Source organism: Mesobacillus jeotgali (assembly GCF_002874535.1).
Lineage (GTDB): Bacteria > Bacillota > Bacilli > Bacillales > Cytobacillaceae > Mesobacillus > Mesobacillus jeotgali.
Genome location: NZ_CP025025.1, coordinates 1,571,723 through 1,593,277 on the forward strand (window position 1 = coordinate 1,571,723; position 21,555 = coordinate 1,593,277).

General features: G+C 43.3%; 18 protein-coding genes. All 18 read left to right on the forward strand.

The window, feature by feature from the left end; genetic code table 11:
* Positions 1-186: 186 nt before the first annotated feature.
* The 18 genes from CD004_RS07720 to asd all read left to right on the forward strand — a co-directional run bounded on the left by CD004_RS07720 (position 187) and on the right by asd (position 21,550).
* Positions 187-4,512, forward strand: coding sequence for a PolC-type DNA polymerase III (locus tag CD004_RS07720; RefSeq protein WP_102262224.1), 4,326 nt, complete (start codon positions 187-189; stop codon positions 4,510-4,512).
* A 202-nt stretch (positions 4,513-4,714) separates the two neighbouring features.
* Complete coding sequence (rimP, locus tag CD004_RS07725) at positions 4,715-5,185, forward strand: ribosome maturation factor RimP (RefSeq protein ID WP_102262225.1); 471 nt, start codon at positions 4,715-4,717, stop codon at positions 5,183-5,185.
* A 201-nt stretch (positions 5,186-5,386) separates the two neighbouring features.
* Positions 5,387-6,496, forward strand: coding sequence for a transcription termination factor NusA (nusA, locus tag CD004_RS07730; RefSeq protein ID WP_102262226.1), 1,110 nt, complete (start codon positions 5,387-5,389; stop codon positions 6,494-6,496).
* 16 nt (positions 6,497-6,512) lie between these two features.
* Positions 6,513-6,794, forward strand: coding sequence for an RNase P modulator RnpM (rnpM, locus tag CD004_RS07735; protein ID WP_102265029.1), 282 nt, complete (start codon positions 6,513-6,515; stop codon positions 6,792-6,794).
* Positions 6,794-7,096: a YlxQ family RNA-binding protein gene (locus CD004_RS07740; RefSeq protein ID WP_041967213.1), complete on the forward strand. Its 303-nt coding sequence runs from the start codon at positions 6,794-6,796 to the stop codon at positions 7,094-7,096. The genes rnpM and CD004_RS07740 overlap by 1 nt, the downstream gene beginning before the upstream one ends.
* A gap of 19 nt (positions 7,097-7,115) precedes the next feature.
* Positions 7,116-9,398 carry a translation initiation factor IF-2 gene (infB, locus tag CD004_RS07745; protein WP_102262227.1) on the forward strand — a complete coding sequence of 761 codons (2,283 nt, stop codon included), beginning with the start codon at positions 7,116-7,118 and terminating at the stop codon, positions 9,396-9,398.
* Positions 9,398-9,679, forward strand: a complete 282-nt coding sequence (locus CD004_RS07750; protein ID WP_041967211.1) for a DUF503 domain-containing protein — start codon at positions 9,398-9,400, stop codon at positions 9,677-9,679. The genes infB and CD004_RS07750 overlap by 1 nt, the downstream gene beginning before the upstream one ends.
* A gap of 19 nt (positions 9,680-9,698) precedes the next feature.
* Positions 9,699-10,079, forward strand: a complete 381-nt coding sequence (gene rbfA, locus CD004_RS07755) for a 30S ribosome-binding factor RbfA (RefSeq protein ID WP_102262228.1) — start codon at positions 9,699-9,701, stop codon at positions 10,077-10,079.
* Positions 10,080-10,205: 126 nt separating this feature from the next.
* The gene (truB, locus tag CD004_RS07760; protein ID WP_102262229.1) at positions 10,206-11,123 is read left to right on the forward strand and encodes a tRNA pseudouridine(55) synthase TruB; all 918 of its coding nucleotides are present in this window, start codon (positions 10,206-10,208) and stop codon (positions 11,121-11,123) included.
* A gap of 88 nt (positions 11,124-11,211) precedes the next feature.
* Positions 11,212-12,165 (forward strand): bifunctional riboflavin kinase/FAD synthetase, encoded by a 954-nt coding sequence (ribF, locus tag CD004_RS07765; protein WP_102262230.1) that lies wholly within the window; start codon positions 11,212-11,214, stop codon positions 12,163-12,165.
* Between the two features lie 122 nt (positions 12,166-12,287).
* The gene (gene rpsO / locus CD004_RS07770; protein WP_023614845.1) at positions 12,288-12,557 is read left to right on the forward strand and encodes a 30S ribosomal protein S15; all 270 of its coding nucleotides are present in this window, start codon (positions 12,288-12,290) and stop codon (positions 12,555-12,557) included.
* 453 nt (positions 12,558-13,010) lie between these two features.
* Entirely contained in the window at positions 13,011-15,128 is a 2,118-nt protein-coding gene (gene pnp, locus CD004_RS07775; protein WP_102262231.1) for a polyribonucleotide nucleotidyltransferase, read from the forward strand.
* A 354-nt stretch (positions 15,129-15,482) separates the two neighbouring features.
* Positions 15,483-16,448 carry a polysaccharide deacetylase family protein gene (locus CD004_RS07780; protein WP_102262232.1) on the forward strand — a complete coding sequence of 322 codons (966 nt, stop codon included), beginning with the start codon at positions 15,483-15,485 and terminating at the stop codon, positions 16,446-16,448.
* An 84-nt stretch (positions 16,449-16,532) separates the two neighbouring features.
* A complete protein-coding gene (locus CD004_RS07785) occupies positions 16,533-17,765 on the forward strand; it encodes a M16 family metallopeptidase (RefSeq protein WP_102262233.1) in 1,233 nt (410 codons plus the stop codon).
* Between the two features lie 398 nt (positions 17,766-18,163).
* Positions 18,164-18,409: a YlmC/YmxH family sporulation protein gene (locus tag CD004_RS07790; RefSeq protein ID WP_023614840.1), complete on the forward strand. Its 246-nt coding sequence runs from the start codon at positions 18,164-18,166 to the stop codon at positions 18,407-18,409.
* 230 nt (positions 18,410-18,639) lie between these two features.
* Complete coding sequence (gene dpaA / locus CD004_RS07795; RefSeq protein WP_102265030.1) at positions 18,640-19,542, forward strand: dipicolinic acid synthetase subunit A; 903 nt, start codon at positions 18,640-18,642, stop codon at positions 19,540-19,542.
* Positions 19,539-20,135 carry a dipicolinate synthase subunit B gene (locus CD004_RS07800; RefSeq protein WP_102262234.1) on the forward strand — a complete coding sequence of 199 codons (597 nt, stop codon included), beginning with the start codon at positions 19,539-19,541 and terminating at the stop codon, positions 20,133-20,135. Before dpaA ends, CD004_RS07800 begins: the two co-directional genes overlap by 4 nt.
* A gap of 365 nt (positions 20,136-20,500) precedes the next feature.
* The gene (gene asd / locus CD004_RS07805; RefSeq protein WP_102262235.1) at positions 20,501-21,550 is read left to right on the forward strand and encodes an aspartate-semialdehyde dehydrogenase; all 1,050 of its coding nucleotides are present in this window, start codon (positions 20,501-20,503) and stop codon (positions 21,548-21,550) included.
* Positions 21,551-21,555 lie beyond the last annotated feature (5 nt).

The window sequence follows — 21,555 nt, forward strand, 5'->3', positions numbered from 1 at the left end:
GTCTGACACCACAAGAATTATATTCCTAATAGAACACCGAAATGGTAATATCAAACACAAGTAACGGAGCATTCATTTTATGTTATAATAACCTTTGCTATTAAACACGTTTTGATACAATTAGACAAACGGGCAATTTCGCCCGATAGATAGAATTTAAGCTTTTCAGATGGGAGAGAAATAACCATGGGTGATCTTTCTTCAGGGAAAAAAGAAAGGTTTCAGCTCCTGCTGCAACAGCTGCAGCTAACAGAAGATACAATTGTCACTCATTTTCAAAATGCTGAAATTGACAGGGTAGTGATTGAAAAACAGGCTAGGAAATGGCATTTCTTTTTTCAATTTGAAAGAATTATTCCTTGTCAGCTGTATAGCACTTTCATAGGCAAGCTGGAACAGACTTTCTCACATATTGCGAAAATATCATACTCGGTAAGAGTACTTGAACAGGCAATCAGTGACCAGGAAATCCTTGATTATTGGAAGTCTTGTATTAAAGAAATAGATGGTATTGCGCCTCCATTGTTAAAGCTCCTGAATGAACAAGTTCCCCAAGTCCAGGGAACAAAACTCATTTTAACAGCCAGGAATGAAACTGAAGTACTTGCTCTTAAGCGTAAGTACGGCAGCATTATTGCTGAGATTTATCAGAGTTTCGGTTTTCCTTTATTGACGATTGATGCGGTCGTAAGTGAAGAAAGCTCTTCAGACGAATATGAAAAATTCATGAAGGCAAAAGAGAAGGAAGACCAGGAACGCGGTCTGATGGCGATGATTGAGATGCAGAAGAAGGAAGCTGAACAAGCCAAAGGAGATGGCCCCCCGCAGGATGGGCCTGTTAATATTGGGCTCACGATTAAAGACGATGCTGACTTCCGCAAGCTTGAAGACATCGTTGATGAAGAACGCCGTGTAGCCGTTGAGGGATATGTATTCTTTGCCGAAACGAAAGAACTTCGCAGCGGCAGGACGCTTTTGACATTTAAAATCACTGATTACACAAGCTCTATCATGGTAAAAATGTTCTCGCGTGATAAAGAAGACGCAGCTATTTACCAGCGTGTTTCAAAAGGAATGTGGCTAAAGGTAAGAGGAAGCATCCAGAACGACACGTTTGTCCGCGATCTTGTCATGATTGGAAATGACGTAAATGAAATCAAACCCAAGGGAAGAATTGATTCAGCTCCTGAAGGCGAAAAAAGAGTCGAGCTTCACCTTCATTCACCAATGAGTCAGATGGATGCAGTGACTCCTGTCAGTGCACTGGTTGCCCAGGCAGCAAAGTGGGGTCACAAAGCTGTTGCAATCACTGACCATGCAGTCGTGCAATCCTATCCAGAAGCATTTGGGGCTGGAAAGAAAAATGATATTAAGATTCTGTACGGTGTGGAAATAAACCTGGTTGATGATGGTGTGCCGATTGCTTATAATGATGCGCACAGAGTGCTTGCAGATGATACGTATGTCGTATTCGACGTCGAAACAACAGGTCTTTCAGCTGTATACGATACCATCATTGAACTGGCTGCTGTTAAAATACGCGGCGGAGAAATCATCGACCGGTTCGAGTCATTCGCAAACCCGCATCACCGTTTATCGGCGACGACCATCAACCTCACCGGTATTACCGATGACATGGTACGTAATGCACCGGAAGTAAGTGAAGTGCTGCAAAAATTCCATGAATGGACTGACGATAGTGTCCTGGTTGCCCACAACGCATCATTCGATATGGGCTTCCTGAATGTCGGCTATAAGAAAATCGGATTGGGCAAAGCGCCAAATCCAGTAATTGATACACTCGAACTTGGCCGTTTCCTTTATCCTGACATGAAAAACCATAGATTGAATACATTAGCCAAGAAATTCGATATTGAATTGACACAGCATCACCGTGCGATATATGATGCCGAGGCTACGGGCTATCTATTGCTCCGTATGCTGAAGGATGCTGCTGAAAAAGGGCTTGAATACCATGACCAACTAAATGACAATATGGGCCAGGGTAAAGCCTACCAGCGTGCGCGTCCTTACCATGCAACATTGCTGGCTCAGAATGAAGTTGGAATGAAAAATATCTTTAAATTAGTATCAATAGCACATATTGATTATTTTTACCGTGTGCCACGAATCCCAAGGTCCGTTTTAAATAAACATCGTGAAGGGATCCTGATAGGATCTGGCTGTGACAAAGGTGAAGTTTTTGAAGGTATGATGCAGAAGGGGCCTGAAGAAGTCGAAGAAGCAGCACAGTTTTATGACTACCTCGAAGTCCATCCCAAGGCTGTTTATGCACACTTGCTTGAACTTGAATTAGTTCGGGATCAGAAGGCACTTGAAGATATCATTAACAATATCGTCAAGCTTGGGGAGAAGCTGGACTTGCCGGTAGTTGCTACAGGCAATGTTCACTACCTGAACGAAAATGATAAAATATACCGAAAAATCCTGGTCAACTCCCAGGGAGGGGCAAACCCTCTCAATCGTCATCAGCTTCCTGACGTGCATTTCAGGACTACGAATGAAATGCTTGACGCTTTTAAGTTTTTGGGAGAGGAAAAGGCGAAAGAAATTGTTGTTGAAAATACAAACAAGATTGCTGACATGATCGATGTCATCAAGCCAATCAAGGATGATCTTTACACGCCGAAAATTGAAGGCGCAGACGAAGAAATGCGCAGCATGAGCTATGGAATGGCCCGCAGTATTTACGGGGACGACCTTCCTGAAATCGTTGAGGCGCGTCTTGAAAAAGAATTGAAGAGTATCATAGATAACGGGTTTGCGGTCATCTACCTGATTTCTCATAAACTTGTTAAAAAATCATTGGATGACGGCTATCTTGTAGGTTCGCGTGGTTCGGTTGGTTCTTCTTTCGTCGCGACGATGACAGAAATCACCGAGGTCAATCCTCTTCCGCCGCACTATGTATGTCCTAAGTGCAAAAAATCAGAGTTCTTCAATGATGGATCAGTCGGTTCAGGCTTTGACCTTCCCGACAAGGATTGTCCGGATTGTGGAATCAAGTATAAAAAAGACGGCCATGATATCCCGTTTGAGACCTTCCTTGGTTTCAAAGGGGACAAGGTTCCCGATATCGATTTGAACTTCTCGGGTGAATATCAGCCGCGTGCCCATAACTATACAAAAGTATTGTTTGGAGAAGATTATGTTTACCGAGCGGGAACAATTGGTACTGTTGCGGATAAGACGGCCTATGGTTATGTAAAAGGCTACCAGGGTGACAATAACCTGCAGCTTCGCGGTGCGGAAATTGACCGTCTTGCATCCGGCTGTACTGGTGTAAAGCGGACGACTGGCCAGCACCCTGGAGGAATCATCGTTGTTCCGGATTACATGGATATTTTTGATTTTTCACCAATCCAGTTCCCGGCAGACAGCAGCACATCTGAATGGAAAACAACCCATTTTGATTTCCACTCGATTCACGATAACTTGTTGAAGCTGGATATTCTTGGGCACGATGACCCGACCGTGATCAGGATGCTTCAGGATTTAAGCGGAATCGATCCTAAGACTATACCGACTGACGACCCTGAAGTAATGAAGATTTTCAGCGGAACAGAATCTATCGGTGTGACTGAAGAACAAATCATGTCGAAGACTGGATCATTGGGTATTCCGGAATTCGGTACGCGCTTTGTTCGCCAGATGCTCGAGGATACGAAGCCTACGACATTCTCTGAACTTGTACAGATCTCCGGACTTTCCCATGGAACCGACGTATGGCTCGGAAATGCACAGGAATTGATTCATAACAATATCTGTAATCTTAGCGAAGTAATCGGCTGCCGTGATGATATCATGGTATACCTGATATACCAGGGACTTGAGCCGGCATTTGCTTTTAAAATCATGGAATCGGTCCGTAAGGGTAAAGGCCTGTCAGATGAAATGGAAGAAGAAATGCGCAAGAATAAGGTGCCGGAATGGTACATCGATTCTTGTAAAAAGATCAAGTACATGTTCCCTAAAGCCCACGCGGCTGCTTATGTTTTGATGGCGGTGAGGATTGCGTATTTCAAAGTGCACCATCCGCTTATGTATTATGCAGCATACTTCACAGTCAGGGCAGATGACTTCGATGTCGATGCAATGGTCCGTGGTTCAGAGAGCATCCGTGCGGTGATTGAGGAAATCAACGCTAAGGGACTTGAAGCTTCGACAAAAGAGAAGAACTTGATGACCGTCATGGAACTCGCGCTTGAAATGTGCGAGCGTGGATTTGGATTCGCTAAAGTTGATTTATACAAATCGAGCGCGTCAGAATTCATCATCGAGGGCGATAAGCTGATTCCGCCGTTTAATGCTATACCTGGACTCGGAACGAACGCGGCGATTAACATCGTTAAAGCCCGTGGAGAAGGAGAATTCCTGTCTAAGGAAGATTTGCAGCAGCGCGGTAAAATCTCCAAAACTATTCTTGAATACCTGGACAACCATGGCTGCCTTGAGGGCATGCCAGACCAGAACCAGTTATCATTGTTCTAATATAGCTTTTGGAAAAGCAAGCTATAACTGTCGTTTGTTTGCAATAAATATCTGGTTATGTTATATTTTTATTGGAAATACTAAGGATATCTCTGGCAGATGAGAGTGGGGCAACCCGCTCTTTCTTGTTTGTTAGGCACTTTTACGGGGATAAAAACCAAATAGTGATTAAGTAATGAGGTTGTGTCAAAGGAGGGATTTTATGAGCAAGGTTACCGAAGTTGTGGAAGAGCTAGTAACTCCCATCTTAAATGAAAACGAACTAGAATTGGTAGACATCGAATATGTCAAAGAAGGAAAGAACTGGTTCCTGCGCGTATACATTGATAAGGACAACGGAATTGATATCGAAGAATGCGGCATCGTCAGTGAGCGCCTTAGCGAAAAGCTCGATGCCATTGATCCAATCCCGCATAACTACTTTTTGGAAGTCTCCTCACCAGGTGCAGAACGTCCGCTGAAAAAGGAGAAAGATTATCAAAAAGCAATTGGCAAGAATGTCTTCATCAAAACCTATGAACCAATCGATGGGGAAAAGGCTTTTGAAGGAGTCTTAACTGATTACAATGGGGAAACTGTCACTGTTGATGTGAAGATTAAAACTCGCAAGAAAACAGTCGTTATTCCATTTGATAAGATTGCCAGCGCGAGACTCGCTGTCACTTTTTCATAATCTGTCCAGAAAATATCTTCAGTTAATTAATCAAAGGATCGTTTCGGACCTGTTGTTTTAGGCAAAGCTCAAGCATGCTTAAACGTAATCCTCCCCTTGGAGGCAGATGAAAATGTTTAAGGTTTGAGCTGGTGGACAGAGGGCAGAGTTTCGAAAAGAGCCTTACAAAGTAGGGTAGTAAAAAAGGGGGATTTATATCTCATGAGCAGCGAATTGATGGATGCTCTTACGATTCTTGAAAAAGAAAAAGGAATTTCCAGGGACATCTTAATTGATGCAATCGAGGCGGCGCTTATTTCAGCGTATCGACGTAACTTTAACCAGGCGCAAAACGTACGTATTGATTTAAACCTTGGCAATGGTTCCATGCGCGTTTTTGCGAGGAAAGAAGTAGTCGATGAAGTTTTCGATCCGCGTTTGGAAATCTCATTAGAAGAGGCACAGAAAATTAATCCGAATTACGTGGTTGAAGATGTCGTTGAACTTGAAGTCACGCCTAAGGATTTCGGAAGGATTGCTGCGCAGACTGCCAAGCAGGTAGTTACTCAGCGTGTCCGTGAAGCAGAAAGAGGAATCATCTATTCTGAATTCATTGATCGTGAAGAAGATATCATGACAGGTATCGTTCAGCGCCAGGATCCTAAGTTCATCTATGTAAGCCTGGGTAAAATCGAGGCGATCCTGCCAGCGAATGAACAGATGCCGAACGAACATTATAAGCCTCACGACCGCATCAAAGTATTTATCACCAAGGTTGAAAAAACCACTAAAGGTCCACAAATCTTCGTTTCCAGAACCCATCCGGGACTGTTAAAGAGACTTTTCGAGATTGAAGTTCCTGAGATTTATGATGGAACTGTTGAAATTAAATCAGTGGCGCGTGAAGCAGGGGACCGCTCTAAAATCTCTGTTCACTCAGACAATCAAGAAGTGGATCCAGTTGGTTCATGTGTCGGACCTCGTGGAAATCGTGTCCAGGCTGTCGTCAATGAGCTTAAGGGTGAAAAAATCGACATCGTGAAATGGTCTGAAGACCCAGTCGTATTTGTTGCCAATGCGTTAAGCCCATCGAAGGTTCTTGATGTTATTGTCAACGAAGAAGAAAAAGCGACTACGGTTATTGTTCCTGATTACCAGCTGTCGCTTGCAATTGGAAAGCGCGGGCAAAATGCGCGTCTTGCCGCTAAGTTGACTGGTTGGAAGATTGACATCAAAGCAGAAACTGAGGCAAGGGAGTCCGGGATTTATCCTCGCGATAATGAGCCGCTTTTATCTGCAAATGACGATTTTGAAGATGAAGACATCGATTAAGGTGAGGTGAATGATCGTGAACAGCCGCAAAAAGGTTCCTATGCGAAAATGTGTCGCTACCGGTGAAATGAGACCGAAAAAAGAACTAGTTCGCATCGTTCGCTCCAAGGAAGGGGAAGTATCGATCGACCTGACAGGCAAAAAATCAGGCCGAGGCGCTTACCTTTCTAAAGATAAAGAAGCAGTGCAATTAGCAAAGAAACGAAATATATTGTCCAAACAGCTTGAAACTCAAGTGGACGATGCAATATACGATGAGTTGAATGACCTCATCGAAAAGGAGAGCAGACTATCCTGATGAACTCAAATCAATGGATGTCATTGCTTGGCTTAGCCAATCGAGCACGGAAAATTATTTCAGGGGAAGAGCTTTCCGTCAAAGAAATCAGAAGCGGGAAGGCGAAGCTCATTTTGCTTTCTGCGGATGCATCCGCAAATACTACAAAAAAGATTACCGACAAGTGCAAATCCTATAATGTGCCTTACAAAGTGGTCCCGGACCGGTACCAGCTTGGCCAGGCAATCGGCAAGGAAGCACGTGTTGTAGTAGCCCTGTTGGACGAGGGTTTTGCAAAAAAACTGTTGACGTTGCTCGATTAATTCTAGCGGGGGTGAAGATATGAGTAAAACACGCGTTTATGAATATGCAAAGAAGCATAATTTATCGAGTAAAGACGTGATTATTAAGTTAAAAGAAATGAACATTGAGGTTTCTAACCATATGACTGCCATGGAAGATGAAACTATCAAGAAGCTTGACGCTGTCTATAATAAGAAAGAAGATAAGCCGCAGCAGCAAAGCCAGCAAAAAGCTGCACAGGGACAGAAACCAGCCCAGAACCGCAATCAAGGCCAAAAGCCTAATCAGGGCCAGAATCGCAATCAATCCCAAAACCAGCAAAGAAACAACAGCCAGGCACAGCCGAAAGCTCAGCTTAAGACAACAGCCAGTGCTTTTTCAGACGACGAGCGCCGCGCAACAACTCCTGAAAAGGTGAAAAGTTCAGCTGCTGCTAAGAAGCCTGGAAACTCCCAGCCTTTCAATAAAAATAAAAACAAGCAAAATAATAAGAACCGAAATCAGCAGAACCAGAATAAAGGCAGACAGAATCAGCAGCAGGCTCCACAACAGCCAAAGAAGGTTAAAGAGCTTCCATCAAAGATCACTTTCAGTGAGTCTTTAACTGTAGCTGAGTTAGCCAAAAAGCTTAACCGTGAGCCGTCTGAGATCATCAAGAAGCTCTTTATGCTTGGTGTCATGGCTACGATCAACCAGGATCTCGATAAGGATGCAATTGAACTGATTGCAACTGATTATGGAGTAGAAGTTGAAGAAGAAATCAAGATTGACACAACTGACCTTGAGGTTTACTTCACAGAAGATGATGAAGCATCTATGGTTGAAAGACCTTCTGTTGTAACGATTATGGGCCACGTTGACCATGGTAAAACAACCTTGCTTGATTCAATCCGCAACACGAAAGTGACTGCAGGAGAAGCAGGCGGCATCACTCAGCACATCGGTGCATACCAGGTTGAAGAAAATGGCAAAAAAATCACATTCCTTGATACACCTGGTCACGCAGCGTTCACAACAATGCGTGCTCGTGGAGCAAAGATTACCGATATCACAATCCTTGTTGTAGCTGCAGATGACGGTGTTAAGCCACAGACTGTAGAAGCGTTGAACCATGCAAAAGCTGCCAATGTACCTATTATCGTAGCTGTTAATAAAATGGACAAACCGACTGCAAATCCGGATCGTGTTATGCAGGAGCTAACTGAATACGGACTTGTTCCAGAGGCATGGGGCGGAGAAACAGTGTTTGTTCCGATTTCTGCCTTAACAGGAGAAGGTCTCGATAACCTGCTGGAAATGATCTTGCTAGTTGGTGAAGTTGAAGAGTATAAAGCAAATCCTAATCGAAATGCTATCGGTACTGTAATCGAAGCGCAGCTTGATAAAGGCCGTGGCTCTGTTGCTACTTTGCTTGTCCAAAACGGTACATTGAAGATTGGTGATCCAATAGTAGTGGGCAATACTTATGGACGTGTTCGAGCAATGGTAAATGATTTAGGACGCCGTGTTAAAGAAGCGGGCCCTTCAGCCCCTGTAGAAATCACAGGCTTGAACGATGTTCCGCAAGCAGGCGACCGTTTTGTAGTATTCGATGATGAAAAGACTGCCCGCCAGGTTGGAGAAATCCGTTCACAGCAGGCTGTCCAGGCACAAAGAAGCGAAAAAGCGCGCGTCAGCCTCGATACTTTGTTTGAACATATGAAACAAGGGGAAATGAAAGACCTAAATCTAATTATTAAAGCCGACGTCCAAGGTTCAGTTGAAGCACTTGCAGCAGCATTGCAAAAACTGGATGTGGAAGGTGTAAATGTAAGAATCATTCACACTGGTGTTGGTGCGATCAATGAGTCTGACATCACACTTGCAGCAGCTTCTAACGGGATCGTCATCGGTTTCAACGTCCGTCCGGACAATAATGCTAAGCGCGCTGCAGAGTCAGAGAGCGTCGATATCCGACTTCACCGCATTATTTACAAAGTGATCGAAGAAATCGAATCAGCGATGAAGGGTATGCTTGATCCGGTTTATGCTGAAAAGGTCATCGGCCAGGCTGAAGTCCGCCAGACCTTCAAGGTATCGAAAATCGGAACGATTGCCGGTTCATATGTTACTGATGGTAAAATCACCCGTGACAGCGGCGTCCGTTTGATACGTGACGGTGTCGTCATCTTTGAAGGGGAAGTCGATGCACTGAAACGCTTCAAGGATGATGCCAAGGAAGTAGCTCAGGGCTATGAGTGCGGTATTACCATTAAAAACTTCAAAGACGTCAAGGAAGGCGACGTCATCGAAGCATATATCATGGAAGAAGTGGAACGTTAATGGTAGTAGGCTTAGCAGCCTGTGAGTGCATCATCTATGATGCTCATTCTCTAAAAGAAAAGAGAGCTGTCTTGCAGCGGATTATTACAAGGCTGAAGCAGAAGTACAATATTTCTGTATCTGAGGTAGATCATCACGATGTTTGGCAGCGGACAACGATTGCAGTTGCAGCTGTATCGGCATCGAAGGTGTCCACTGAAAGAGAGCTTCAGAATGCCTTGAAAATGATTGATTCTTTTCCGGAAATAGAACGTACCATCACCGAAATAGAATGGCTTTGATAGAACGAGGTGATTGAAAATGGGTCATAGAGTAAATCGTGTTGGCGAACAAATGAAAAAAGAATTGGGCGATATCATCAGCCGTAAAATCAAGGATCCGCGAGTAGGTTTCGTAACAGTAACGGATGTCCAGGTTACAGGGGACCTTCAGCAGGCAAAGGTGTATATCTCTGTTTTAGGTGATGAACAGCAGAGGGAAGATACTCTTAAAGGGTTAGCGAAGGCCAAGGGTTTCATCAGGACCGAAATTGGCCAGCGAATCCGTCTGAGAAAGACTCCTGAACTGATCTTTGAATTTGATGAAACGATGGCTTATGGTAATCGTATCAATTCACTGATCCATGAGCTGCAAAGAGATGAGCAGCCTGGAGAAGAAGAGCAAGAAAAGGACAATGATTAAACGGATTGACAACTTGTCTGATCCGTTGATCCTGATATGAAAAATGGATAGACACTTTTGTCTATCCATTTTTTTCGATAAGCGTCTAAAAACGAATAATACATAAAAGAATCGAGGAAAAAGAAAATGGAAGGGATTCTGCCTCTATTTAAACCAGCGGGTATGACTTCGCATGATTGTGTGTTTAAACTCAGGAAACTGTTAAGAACGAAGAAGGTCGGGCATACAGGCACACTTGATCCTGATGTGACTGGAGTCTTGCCAATTTGTGTAGGCAAGGCGACAAAAATTGCCGAATACATTACAGATGCAGGAAAGGCATATGAGGGTGAAGTCACCCTTGGATTCACGACCACTACAGAAGATGCTTCAGGTGAGAAGGTCGAGGAAAAACAAATTGACAGGGTAATAACAAGAGACGAGATCGTACGGGTCCTCCAGTCGCTGGAGGGTGAAATTGAACAGACACCACCAATGTATTCAGCTGTAAAAGTAAACGGAAAAAAATTATACGAATACGCGAGGCAAGGAATAGAAGTCGAAAGGCCAACCAGGAAGGTCACTATTTATGGCATAGAGCTTCTTGATGACAGGGATTCGTTTGAAGGTCAGCAGGTTAGCTTTAAATTCCGTGTATCATGCAGCAAGGGTACGTACATTCGGACATTGGCAGTGACGATTGGTGAAAAATTAGGTTATCCTGCACACATGTCTTCCCTTGTGAGAACTCAATCCGCTGACTTCACTATTGAGGACTGCTATACTTTTGAACAGCTTGAAGAATTGGCCGAAAAAAGCGAGCTAGAAACTGCTCTGCACCCATTGGAAGCTGGTATTTCTTATTTGCCGAAATATCGCATTAATGATAAAGTAGCAGAGAAAGTGAAAAATGGAGCACTTCTTACTATCCCGGAGGATTTTAAGGGGATTGACGGTCCTATCGTAGTAGAAACAGAAGACGAAAAAGCGCTCGCGATCTACAGGGCACACCCAACCAAACTTGGGATGATGAAGCCTGATAAAGTACTAAGAAATGAGCAGTAGTCTATCTTTTTGCTTTTTCTTATAAATAAGCAATTATTTCAATTGTCTTGATAAATGAGCAGCTGGGTCAGAAAAGGTGAGTAATATCGTGAAATTGATTAAGCTAAACCATCCTCATGAATATAGAAGAGAAGACTTTCCACCGATGGCCATGGCACTAGGTTATTTTGACGGAGTGCATTTAGGCCATCAGCAGGTCATCAAAGAAGCGAAAAAAGAGGCTGAAGCCAAAGGCCTGAAGAGTGCGGTCATGACCTTTGATCCTCATCCTTCTGTAGTTCTAGGCAAAAGCGTCCAACACATGGAATATATAACACCCTTGGATGATAAAACTCGAATAATCGAGAATCTGGGTGTGGATTACTTATTTGTTGTCAATTTTTCTATCGAATTCTCAAGTCTTTTACCCCAGGAGTTTGTCGATCAATATATCATCGGGTTGAATGTACACCATGTCGTTGCAGGATTCGACTATTCTTACGGCAAAATGGGGAAAGGGAATATGGAGACAATCCAGTTCCATTCAAGAGGTAAGTTCGATTTTACAGTAGTATCAAAGTTGTCCACTCAAGAAGAAGAAAAGGTTAGCTCTACTTTGATCCGTACCTTTTTAAGGGACGGAAAGGTGGAGGAGATGCCAGCATTGCTAGGGAGATTTTACACCACTGAGGGAACGGTTATAAATGGAGAACGCCGCGGGCGCACAATTGGTTTTCCGACGGCGAATGTTCAGATAGAAGAACAGTACATTCTTCCTCCTACAGGAGTTTACGCGGTCAAGATTCAGGTTGAAGGAGCATGGCATGAAGGTGTCTGCAATGTCGGTTACAAACCCACCTTCCACAAGGAGAAAAAGGACAAACCTTCAGTGGAAGTCCACATCTTCAAATTTAATAAAGAGATCTACGGGGAGTCAGCAGTGATAGAGTGGCACCTCCGTCTTAGAAGTGAGCGGAAATTCGAGGGAATACAGCAGCTTGTTGCCCAAATCGAAAAAGATAAGCAAGAAGCAATGCTGTACTTTGAAAAAAACAAGGGTTAGACTTGCTTTTTGTCGTAAAAAGATGTATTCTTATTAACGTATCAAAAAAGAACCTTTGCTTGGCAAGTCGAGTCACCGACGCTTGCTCGGTAACAGGGGATTACTAATTGGAGGTGAAACGGATGGCAATCACAAAAGAACGTAAAAACGAACTTATCAACGAATTCAAGACTCACGAGAGTGATACTGGATCTCCAGAAGTTCAAATCGCTGTCCTTACTGCAGAAATCAACACATTGAACGACCACTTGCGCGTTCACAAGAAGGACCACCACTCACGTCGCGGTCTTTTGAAAATGGTAGGTAAGCGTCGTAATCTTTTGACTTACCTTCGTAACAAGGATGTTGCTCGTTACCGCGAGTTAATCAACAAGCTTGGTCTACGTAGATAGTCTGTAAAAGCGGGATTTATCCCGCTTTTTTATTAGGCAATTTTTTTGTAACCTACATAACAATTGATTGATATTAAGCGCTCCTTTTTGGAGCATAATATAACATAAAAGACTTTAACTGTCAGTCATTACTTGCTCTGTTGGACTAGCTTAGTAAAACAGACTGGATTGGCTGGTTCATGGTTTTATCATTCATTATAAAGGTATATTTGTTATAAGACATGCGTTTGCTGTTTATAAGAAAAGCGGAAGCGCCTTGGTCAGCCCCGACAAGCGCTGGAGGGCCGACCAGTGAAGTCGTTCTTTGACTTCATTGGGCGGGTCGAAGCGACTCGAGGGGATAGGCGCTGGAGCTGGACACTAATCTAAGTGTAAAAAGTTAATACTTATAAAGTTTATAAATTCCCGGGCAAAGCCAGGGTGTATTTAGTGTTAGAGAGGGGCTAAAAAAGCATGGAACAAGAAAAACAAATTTTTTCCTTTGACTGGGCAGGACGCAAGCTTACTGTTGAAATTGGACAGCTTGCAAAGCAGGCAAATGGTGCAGTCCTTGTCCGTTACGGAGATACCGCTGTATTAAGTACAGCGACTGCGTCAAAAGAACCGAAGAATTTAGACTTCTTCCCATTGACTGTCAATTATGAAGAAAGACTATATGCTGTCGGAAAAATTCCTGGCGGCTTTATTAAGCGTGAAGGGCGTCCAAGCGAAAAGGCTATTCTTGCGAGCCGTTTGATCGACCGTCCGATCCGTCCTTTATTCGCAGATGGCTTCCGTAATGATGTCCAGGTAATCAGCATCGTCATGAGTGTGGATCAAAATTGCTCCTCTGAAATGGCTGCAATGTTTGGTTCATCATTGGCACTATGTGTTTCTGATATTCCATTTGAAGGACCGATTGCTGGTGTGACAGTAGGAAGAATTGATGGAAAGTTCATTATCAATCCATCTGTTGAAGAGACGGAAAAGAGCGATATGCATCTTGTTGTTGCAGGTACAATGGATGCGATTAACATGGTTGAAGCCGGCGCTGATGAAGTTCCTGAAGAAGTAATGCTTGAAGCGATCATGTTCGGACATGACGAAATCAAGCGTTTGATTGCTTTCCAACAGGAAATCGTTGCACAAGTTGGTAAAGAGAAACGTGAAATCACTCTTTTTGAAATTGACAAAGAACTAGAAGCGGAAGTTCGTGGGATTTGTGAACAAGACATGCTTGCTGCCATCCAGGTACAAGAAAAACATGCGCGCGAAGACGCTATCAAAGAAGTGAAAAATGCTGTAGTTGCTCGCTATGAAGAGCAGGAAGCGGATGCAGACCAGCTTAAAATGGTGAAACAGATCCTTGATAAAATCGTCAAAGGTGAAGTGCGCCGCTTGATCACGGAAGAAAAAGTACGTCCAGACGGCCGTGGAGTCGACGAAATCCGCCCGCTTTCTTCAGAAGTAGGCTTGCTTCCGCGAACTCATGGTTCGGGCTTGTTCACAAGGGGACAAACACAGGCGCTAAGCATCTGTACACTTGGAGCTATGGGAGATGTCCAAATCCTTGATGGACTTGGAATCGAAGAAGAAAAACGCTTTATGCACCATTATAACTTCCCATTATTCTCTGTAGGTGAAACTGGACCGATTCGCGGACCAGGCCGACGTGAAATTGGGCACGGTGCGCTTGGTGAACGTGCACTTGAACCTGTTATCCCTAATGAAAAAGACTTCCCATATACAGTCCGCCTTGTTTCCGAGGTTCTTGAATCAAATGGTTCTACTTCACAGGCGAGTATTTGTGCAAGTACACTAGCTTTGATGGATGCTGGTGTGCCAATTAAAGCACCGGTAGCTGGTATTGCTATGGGTCTAATCAAATCAGGAGAACACTACTCGATTCTCTCTGATATCCAGGGTATGGAAGACCACCTTGGTGACATGGACTTCAAAGTAGCCGGAACTGCAAAAGGTGTAACAGCTCTGCAGATGGATATCAAAATTGAAGGGTTGTCCCGTGAGATTCTTGATGAAGCTTTACAACAGGCGAAAAAAGGTCGTATGCATATTCTTGAATCCATGCTTGCTACTATCAAAGAACCACGTGAACAGCTTTCACAATATGCTCCGAAAATCATTACGATGTGGATCAAGCCGGATAAAATCCGCGACGTCATTGGACCAAGCGGAAAACAAATCAATAAAATCATTGAAGAAACTGGCGTAAAGATCGATATCGAACAAGATGGTACGGTGTTTATTGGATCAGTAGACGAAGAAATGATCCAAAGAGCCAAGAAAATCATTGAAGACATCGTCCGTGAAGTCGAAGTTGGAGAGATGTATCTTGGTAAAGTCCGCCGCATTGAAAAGTTTGGTGCGTTCGTAGAAATCTTCCCTGGAAAAGACGGTTTGGTACACATTTCCGAGCTTGCTGAAGAGCGGGTAGGAAAAGTTGAAGATGTCCTTAAGCTTGGAGATGAACTTCTGGTTAAGGTCACTGAAATCGACAAGCAAGGAAGAGTCAATCTTTCACGCAAGGCAGTGTTAAAAGAACAGCGTGAAAAAGCTGAAAAACAATCATAATAAAGAAATGCTGAAGCGTCTTGGGCGGCCCCGACAAGTGTCTCGAGGGGCTAGGCGCGGCAGCTGGACATTAATCTCAGTACAACGAGTTAATTCTTTCTTATAAATCATTATAAGGCCGGGAGCAATCCCGGTCTTTTTGTTATTTTCTCACAAATCATTTTTACAACCCAATCTCATCCGCAGCATGTTCCACGCAAGCCAGTAGTCCCCATCTCTATTCTTTTATGGCCTGTAATCGTCTTTCGTTCTACCTTGTCCTTCTGGTTCATAAAGTAAAATAAGGCCCTTTACGCTTATCTGAAATTCGAAGCAATTTTATGAGGAGCCTTAACAGAAGAGGAGGCACATTAAATGAGAAAGTTCATATTAATTTCTGTCATGTTGATTGCGGGCTGGACCATGGTGAACAATCCATTCTCTAATACATATGTAACAGGCCTAAAAGCAGGGACAATTGCGGTGACGGGAAATGAGAATTCATTAATGTCAGAGATCGCAATGAAAGCAAAAGAATATGAAATTGAACCATCGGATGCGAGGAAGGATCCGGTCTGGAAGGTAATCCCTGGTTACAACGGTCTTAAAGTAGATGTCAAAAAATCATATAGCAAGATGGAGCAGGAAGGAAAATTCAATCCTGAAAAGCTAGTCTTCAAGCAGGTGCCACCTCAAGTCCATCTAAGTGACTTGCCGCCAATGGCAATCTATAAAGGACATCCTGAAAAGCCGATGGTAAGCTTTATTATCAATGTAGCATGGGGAAATGAATACTTGTCAGGAATGCTGGCAACATTGAAGAAGCATAATGTGACCGCAAGTTTTTTTCTTGAAGGCAGATGGGTAAAGAATAATCCAGGTATGGCGAAAATGATTGCCGATGCGGGGCATGAAATAGGCAACCACTCATTTACACATCCAAACATGAAACAACTTTCTGCTCCAAAAATCAATGAAGAGATTAGAAGGACAAATGAAGTCATTGAGGCAGTAACCGGAGTAAAAACTAAATGGTTTGCTCCCCCTAGCGGATACTACAAGGATGAAGTAGTTGAAATTGCTGCAGCCCATAATTTAGGGACTGTCATGTGGAGCGTTGATACAATCGACTGGCAAAAGCCATCGCCAGAAAAACTGATTAACAGGGTGATTGGGAAGGTTCATAATGGCGCAATGATTTTAATGCATCCAACAGAGTCGACGGCTGCCTCACTCGACCAATTGATCACACAAATAAAAGATAAAGATCTACAAATTGGAACGGTATCAAGTATGTTGAGTGAAAATCGGATAGTATCGGCAAAAAAAATGAAAGAATAGCATTGTATTTGGAAAAAGTAAGTTAAATGGACTATACTAAGTAAATGCAGAAGTTTTAGCAGCAGGTTCCAGAGGAGGAATATAATGATAAAGAAATATACATGCCAAAACGGTGTAAGAATCGTACTAGAACAAATTCCGACTGTCCGTTCTGTCGCAATCGGAGTATGGATCGGAACGGGCTCCCGTAATGAAAACCCAGAGAATAATGGGATTTCCCATTTCCTTGAGCATATGTTTTTCAAAGGCACCAAAACAAGGTCTGCCAGAGAAATCGCAGAGTCCTTTGACAGCATTGGCGGCCAGGTGAATGCATTCACTTCCAAGGAATATACCTGCTATTACGCTAAGGTGTTAGATAATCACGCACAATATGCACTTGAAGTTTTAGCGGATATGTTCTTTAATTCTACCTTTGATCCAGAGGAGCTTAATAAAGAGAAGAACGTTGTAAATGAAGAAATCAAGATGTATGAAGATACACCTGATGATATCGTGCATGATTTGCTTAGTCAGGCTGTATATGGTGACCATCCACTGGGGTATCCAATCCTTGGTACGGAAGAAACGCTCCAAAGTTTTACAGGAGAAAAATTGGAGCAGTATATGCATGATACTTACAGACCGGAAAACGTGGTCATTTCCATTGCTGGGAACGTTCCGGAATCTTTCATTAATAATGCTGAGAAATTCTTTGGCTCATATGAAGCGAGCAAAGAGAAGATGGAGTATGAGAAACCAGCGTTCCACGCAACACAGGCTTCCCGGAAAAAAGAAACTGAACAAGCACATCTGTGCCTTGGGTTTGAGGGTTTGCAAATCGGCCATTCAGACGTTTATAGCCTGATTGTCTTGAACAATGTACTGGGTGGCAGCATGAGCAGCAGATTGTTCCAGGAGGTACGTGAACAACGCGGCCTTGCTTATTCAGTATTTTCCTATCACTCAGCTTACCGTGATAGCGGAATGGTCACTATTTATGGCGGGACCGGTGCAAATCAGCTGGGCGTTTTATATGAAACAATCCAGGACACACTCACAAAGCTGCGCGCAGAGGGAATTACGGAGAAAGAACTCAACAACAGCAAAGAGCAGCTTAAAGGCAGCCTGATGCTAAGCCTTGAGAGCACAAACAGCCGTATGAGCAGAAACGGAAAAAATGAACTTCTGCTAGGAAGACACCGTTCCCTTGATGAAATCGTCGAACAGATCGACCAGGTGACCAAGGACAGCGTCGACGGCATGGCCAATAAGATCTTCACAGACAAATACTCGGTTTCGTTGATCAGTCCAAATGGCCAACTGCCAAACCTATAGAAACGTCTCACCGACAGCAGCTTCCAGGTGAAGCTGCTGTTTTTAAACCACTCCATAATAGGCACCGCGGAAAGTAGAATAACAGGCTGATTCTTGACAGCTTTATGATCTTCTCCTGAAAAGCTGTCAAGAAAACGAGGGAATCGTGACAGGTTTGGGGTCTGATACTGAAAAGCTGTCAAGAAAACGAAGGAATCGTGACAGGTCTGGGGTCTTCTCCTGAAAAGCTGTCAAGAAAACGAAGGAATCATGACATTCTTGGCCTCTACGCCTGATAAGCTGTCAAGATAACAGCAAATTCTTGTAAACAATACCCCTTTTTTCACGGATATGTATTCTAAAAAACTTCCCGGATTGATACATATAGAATAAGGACAAAGTGACAGGGGGAGGGCATCATGAAATTAAGTGAACTTGGTGGAAAAGAAATCGTCGATGTTAAGAGGGCAGAAAGATTGGGCGTACTTGGGCAGACAGATTTGGAAATCAATGAGAGGACAGGCCAAATAGAGGCCTTGATCATCCCTTCTTTAAAATGGTTTGGACTCCGCAAACAATCAGGAGAAGTAAGAGTTCCGTGGAAGCATATCAAAAAAATAGGTTCAGACATGATTATCATTGACATCCCTGATGACGAAGAGTAAAAGCGGGCCCAAAGCCGGCTTTATTTTTTTGCCTTTGTATTCAGGTATTATTGATTTGAAAACAACAGAATAATCCTTAGCTTATATTCAATTTTCAGCGCTGGCCAATGGCCGGCGCTTTTCTTTTATGGAAAACTCACCTATTCCAAGTCTGATACATATGATGTTGAAGTAGTTCATATTGAATGAAATATATTCCAGGATTAATGGAAAAGAAGGTGATTGTTCTCATGCTGACAGGAATGCAAATCGCGGTTATCGGCGGTGATGCGAGACAGCTGGAGATTATTCGCAAGCTGACAGAGCTTGATGCAAAGCTTTCTTTAATAGGCTTCGAGCAGTTGGACCATGCTTTTACAGGTGCCTCAAAAGAAAAGATAGATGAAGTTGATTTTTCCATACAGGATGCTTTGATCCTGCCTGTTCCAGGCACGAGTATGGAGGGCCAGGTCGAGACCATTTTCTCGAATGAAAAAGTAGTTCTTATAAAAGAAATGCTTGAAAAGACTCCTGAACATTGCTCAGTTTATTCAGGCATCAGTAATTCATATTTAAACGGGATTACAAATCAAGCAAACAGGAAACTCGTACAGTTATTCGCTCGGGATGATGTTGCAATATATAACTCGATCCCAACGGTCGAAGGAACGATCATGATGGCAATCCAACATACGGATTTCACCATCCATGGCTCAAGGGTAGCGGTTCTCGGACTTGGAAGAGTTGGGATGAGTGTCGCGAGAACCTTCCATGCCCTTGGAGCAAAGGTGAAGGTAGGAGCACGGAAAAGCGAACACATTGCAAGGATAACTGAAATGGGATTAGAGCCGTTCCTTTTATCCGATATAGGCAAGGCAGTCTCAGATTCCGATATTTGCATCAATACGATTCCTCATCAAATCGTTACTGCCTCCGTCATTTCGAGGATGCCTGCTCATACTTTGATCATCGACCTTGCATCCAAACCAGGTGGAACGGATTTTCGCTATGCGGAAAAACGTGGAATCAAAGCATTGCTTGCGCCTGGATTGCCAGGAATCGTTGCCCCGAAAACAGCGGGACAAATTTTGGCGAATGTTCTTTCTCAGCTGCTTATGGAAGACTTTATAAACCGAAAGGAGAAAGAAGGATGAGTTTAAAAGGTAAGAAGATTGGTTTTGGATTAACAGGCTCACATTGTACGTACGACGCTGTTTTTCCGGAAATTGAAAAGTTAGTGAATGCAGGCGCTGAAGTTTTACCTGTTGTCACATTCACTGTTAAAAATACAGAAACACGTTTTGGCAAAGGTGAAGATTGGGTACAGCGGATTGAAGAGCTAACAGGTAATAAAGTGATTGATTCGATTGTAAAGGCAGAACCTCTAGGTCCGAAAATTCCCCTTGATTGCATGGTTATTGCACCGCTGACGGGTAACTCCATGAGCAAGTTTGCAAATGCAATGACAGATTCGCCAGTCTTGATGGCTGCGAAAGCAACATTAAGGAACCAAAAACCAGTTGTCCTTGGTATTTCCACGAACGATGCATTGGGGCTTAACGGAGTAAACCTCATGAGGCTGATGGCGACAAAGAATATTTACATGATTCCTTTTGGCCAGGATGATCCTGTGAAAAAGCCAAATTCAATGGTTGCAAGAATGGAGATGCTTTCCGAAACAATCGTTGAAGCAATGAATGGAAAACAGTTACAGCCTGTATTAGTCGAGCGGTACAAGGATAACTAAGAAGAAAATCCAGGCTCTTTTTGAAAAAATTTGCTTGCATGTACTCAAATGTACGGCAACTAAGAAAAGAGCCCGGTAGATAATAAGATTTAGGAACAAGGGATTCAGAAAACCAACAATTAATAATGGAACAGTCTTTTTTACCATAAACATCAACACGAATACACCGTAATTTAATTTGGAAATGCTTTTCTCCGGCAGTGAAGCAAAATGTTTCTTTTCTTAGTGATTGATTATGATAAAATATAGGATAATATACTAGGCGGTTATTTCTTATAAACCGCCGTTTTATACTTATGGTTCAAACAACCTCAGCTTAAATGCGGGGTATTAAAACGATAATGGTAGTGGAAGGGGAAACAGCAATGTCAGAGAGAAAAGGTTACCGTGTAGCAGTAGTTGGAGCAACAGGAGCAGTAGGACAGCAGATGATCCAGACGCTTGAAAGCAGGGACTTCCCTGTATCTGAGCTATTATTGCTGTCATCATCAAGATCAGCTGGTACAAAGGTTCAATATAAAGGCAAAGAGCTGACAGTACAGGAAGCCAAGCCAGAAAGCTTTGAAGGTGTAGATATCGCTCTGTTCAGCGCTGGAGGAAGTGTTTCTAAGGAACTGGCACCAGAAGCAGTAAAACGCGGAGCAATCGTGGTAGATAACACTAGTGCATTCCGCATGGATGAGAACACGCCACTTGTCGTTCCTGAAGTAAATGAAGAGGATCTGCATTCACACAATGGAATCATCGCTAACCCGAACTGCTCTACGATCCAGATGGTCGTAGCATTGGAGCCATTACGGAAAAAGTTCGGCCTGGAAAAGATTATCGTATCCACGTACCAGGCAGTATCTGGTGCAGGTGCTGCTGCTGTCGAGGAGCTGGAGGAGCAGACTCAGGCAATCCTGAACGGAGAAGAATATGAACCAAAGATCCTTCCGGTCAAGTCAGCGGATAAGCACTACCAGATTGCATTCAACGCCATTCCACAGATCGATACATTCGTAGATAACGGTTTTACGTATGAAGAAATGAAAATGATCAATGAAACTAAGAAAATCATGCACATGCCTGAGTTGCAGGTTGCGGCAACATGCGTACGTCTGCCGGTAGGCACAGGTCATTCAGAATCGGTGTATATTGAAATTGGCCAGGACGGTGTTTCCGCAGCTGATGTAAAAGAACTTTTGTCTGATGCACCAGGAGTTGTCCTGCAGGACGATCCTGATCAGCAGCTGTATCCAATGCCAGCATTCTGCGTTGGCAAAAATGACGTATTTGTCGGCAGAATCAGGAAGGATCTTGACAACGAAAAGGGCTTCCATATGTGGGTAGTTTCTGACAACTTGTTAAAAGGTGCTGCATGGAACTCAGTCCAGATTGCAGAAAGTCTTGTAAAGCTTAGAATAGTAAAATAAACAAA

Coding starts and splice junctions, on each gene's coding strand:
- nusA (WP_102262226.1), top strand. CDS start 5,387: ATGAGCAGCGAATTGATGGATGCTCTTACGATTCTTGAAAAAGAAAAA.
- CD004_RS07750 (WP_041967211.1), top strand. CDS start 9,398: ATGGTAGTAGGCTTAGCAGCCTGTGAGTGCATCATCTATGATGCTCAT.
- CD004_RS07720 (WP_102262224.1), top strand. CDS start 187: ATGGGTGATCTTTCTTCAGGGAAAAAAGAAAGGTTTCAGCTCCTGCTG.
- CD004_RS07800 (WP_102262234.1), top strand. CDS start 19,539: ATGAGTTTAAAAGGTAAGAAGATTGGTTTTGGATTAACAGGCTCACAT.
- CD004_RS07780 (WP_102262232.1), top strand. CDS start 15,483: ATGAGAAAGTTCATATTAATTTCTGTCATGTTGATTGCGGGCTGGACC.
- CD004_RS07785 (WP_102262233.1), top strand. CDS start 16,533: ATGATAAAGAAATATACATGCCAAAACGGTGTAAGAATCGTACTAGAA.
- rimP (WP_102262225.1), top strand. CDS start 4,715: ATGAGCAAGGTTACCGAAGTTGTGGAAGAGCTAGTAACTCCCATCTTA.
- CD004_RS07740 (WP_041967213.1), top strand. CDS start 6,794: ATGAACTCAAATCAATGGATGTCATTGCTTGGCTTAGCCAATCGAGCA.
- rpsO (WP_023614845.1), top strand. CDS start 12,288: ATGGCAATCACAAAAGAACGTAAAAACGAACTTATCAACGAATTCAAG.
- CD004_RS07790 (WP_023614840.1), top strand. CDS start 18,164: ATGAAATTAAGTGAACTTGGTGGAAAAGAAATCGTCGATGTTAAGAGG.
- truB (WP_102262229.1), top strand. CDS start 10,206: ATGGAAGGGATTCTGCCTCTATTTAAACCAGCGGGTATGACTTCGCAT.
- infB (WP_102262227.1), top strand. CDS start 7,116: ATGAGTAAAACACGCGTTTATGAATATGCAAAGAAGCATAATTTATCG.
- asd (WP_102262235.1), top strand. CDS start 20,501: ATGTCAGAGAGAAAAGGTTACCGTGTAGCAGTAGTTGGAGCAACAGGA.
- dpaA (WP_102265030.1), top strand. CDS start 18,640: ATGCTGACAGGAATGCAAATCGCGGTTATCGGCGGTGATGCGAGACAG.
- pnp (WP_102262231.1), top strand. CDS start 13,011: ATGGAACAAGAAAAACAAATTTTTTCCTTTGACTGGGCAGGACGCAAG.
- rbfA (WP_102262228.1), top strand. CDS start 9,699: ATGGGTCATAGAGTAAATCGTGTTGGCGAACAAATGAAAAAAGAATTG.